Below are 1,962 nucleotides of genomic sequence, written 5' to 3'. Positions count from 1 at the left end.
AGCGCGATATTGCCGGTATCGAAAGATACAACGTAAAAGAATCGGTGGAGCGGTAGTTCAGTTGGTTAGAATACCTGCCTGTCACGCAGGGGGTCGCGGGTTCGAGCCCCGTCCGTTCCGCCACTTATTTAATTATGCCTGCTTTATTAGCAGGCATAATGTTAAGCGAGATTTAGGGGCGTAGCTCAGTTGGTAGAGCACCGGTCTCCAAAACCGGGTGTCGCGAGTTCGAGTCTCTCCGCCCCTGCCATATTAAGAACCCTTTGCGAAAGCAAAGGGTTTTTTTTTACCTATTATCCCTTTCCTTAGCGCGTTATCGTTTTGGAAAAGAGCGCATCGGCTGTTCTATGCTGATGTTTATCTGATCCGAATTGCTCCATAACCTTTCGATCTTTACCTCCGCAGAGCTCCTGATTCTCCCGACATTTTGCATTTTCTTCTCTCAGAAGGCGATGGGCGGCTTTTGGCATGATAGACAGCCAAGACCACGGTGGCGGCTTTTAAGGCCGCCATAGCGCTTTAGGCTGCGGTATTTAAAGGTATTTTAAGTAATTGTCGAATCAAAGGCTGTTGATCGCTATTTTGCAACCAGACGGCATACAGTGGGCGGATAATCGGCGGGATCTCGCTGGCGGCCACCAGCTGTGGGTACTCTTTTTCCCAATGGCTGGGTAGGAAAGCGCATCCGCCCGTGGTTTCCAACAGCTGACGCGTCAGGTGAGCGGAGGTGGTGGTAAGCACCGGTACGTTATCACCTTCCAACATGCGGTTTTCCTGTTGGTGGAAGTCGGCTCCCCATTCCAGCTTGATGTAGGGCATTGGGGCCTGTTTGTCACGATAAGCGGATGAGTACAGGCGTAATGAGAAATTGCTCAGCTGCTGGCTGGCCAATTCATCCATCTTCGGCGGTTCAGTGGTGATCAGTAAATCGAGCTGCCTTTCATGCAGTTGTTTTACCAAAGAGTGCCTTAATGCCACCCTGGCTTCTAGCTGCAGCGCCTCGCGTTGTTGATAGAGTGCTTGCAACCAGGGGGTCAGATAGGCCTCCCACAACGAAGCGGTAGCGCCGATCGATAACTCGGTGTGTTGCAGCGAACGCACGACTTCCTTCTTCGCCAACTGCCAGGTGTTCATCAGGCTCTCGGCATAGGGCAGAAGCCGCTCGCCGGCAGGCGTCAGGCGGATGTTATTGCGATGACGGGTAAATAAATTTGCGCCCAACTGGTTTTCTAACTGACGGATGCGGAAACTGACCGCGGACTGCGTTAAGTACAAAGATTCTGCGGCTCTGCCAAAGTGACGCGTTCTACTGACCTCCAAAAAGGTTTTCAGTAATTCGGTATCCACACCTATCTCCAAAAAAATTTGTCGTTAAGATTTAAATGTTTTGTTTTACACGCTGTCAAGCCTATCTAATACTCCGCGCCATAAACAGCACGGCCATAAGAGAATTAGGAGCGTGTCAGATGGCGGATAGCTTCACCACGACCAATCGTTTTTTTGATAATAAACATTACCCTCGCGGGTTCTCCCGTCACGGCGATTTCACCATTAAAGAGGCGCAATTGCTAGAGCGCTTCGGCTACGCGTTTAACGAGTTGGACTCGGGTAAACGCCAGCCGGCCACTGAAGAAGAACAGCTGTTCGTCGCAGTGTGCCGCGGTGAGCGCGAAGCGGCTACCGAACAGGAAAAAGTATGGGCTAAATATCTGGCGCGCACACGTCGCCCGAAGAAATTCCATACTCTGTCCGGCGGTAAACCGCAGGCTGACGCAGTAGAAGATTACAGCGACAGCGAAGACTAAAGACGATGGGGCCTGCGGGCCCCATTTTCATTGTAAGCCTTAAACCACCTCCTAAGGAGGTGGTGATTGAACCTGTGAGGCTCTAGCCTGAAGGAAACCCATGCCGGAATATTCCAGCTTACTCACCACAAGTAAGAAGGAAATCACCAACATGGGT

Annotated in this window: 2 protein-coding genes and 2 tRNA genes; 3 read left to right on the top strand and 1 reads right to left on the bottom strand. The window is 51.2% G+C overall.

Annotation, left to right across the window (positions count from 1 at the left end; translation table 11 throughout):
- Window positions 1-46 precede the first annotated feature (46 nt).
- A tRNA-Asp gene (locus GT753_RS25620) sits at window positions 47-123 on the top strand.
- 51 nt (window positions 124-174) lie between these two features.
- Window positions 175-250: transfer RNA gene (locus GT753_RS25615), tRNA-Trp, on the top strand.
- A gap of 269 nt (window positions 251-519) precedes the next feature.
- On the opposite strand, the gene hdfR is transcribed toward GT753_RS25615, so the two are convergent.
- On the bottom strand, window positions 520-1,347 hold the full coding sequence (gene hdfR / locus GT753_RS25610; RefSeq protein WP_015379398.1) for an HTH-type transcriptional regulator HdfR: 828 nt from the start codon (window positions 1,345-1,347) through the stop codon (window positions 520-522).
- 119 nt (window positions 1,348-1,466) lie between these two features.
- Here hdfR and GT753_RS25605 point away from each other — a divergent pair, with 119 nt between their 5' ends.
- On the top strand, window positions 1,467-1,805 hold the full coding sequence (locus tag GT753_RS25605) for a DUF413 domain-containing protein (protein WP_004929946.1): 339 nt from the start codon (window positions 1,467-1,469) through the stop codon (window positions 1,803-1,805).
- Window positions 1,806-1,962 lie beyond the last annotated feature (157 nt).

The sequence above is a fragment of the Serratia sp. Z4 genome, from assembly GCF_009900725.1.
In the GTDB taxonomy this organism is placed as follows: Bacteria; Pseudomonadota; Gammaproteobacteria; order Enterobacterales; family Enterobacteriaceae; genus Serratia; species Serratia nematodiphila.
The sequence above is the reverse complement of the archived record's forward strand: the minus strand, read 5'-3'. Positions and strand labels throughout refer to the sequence as shown.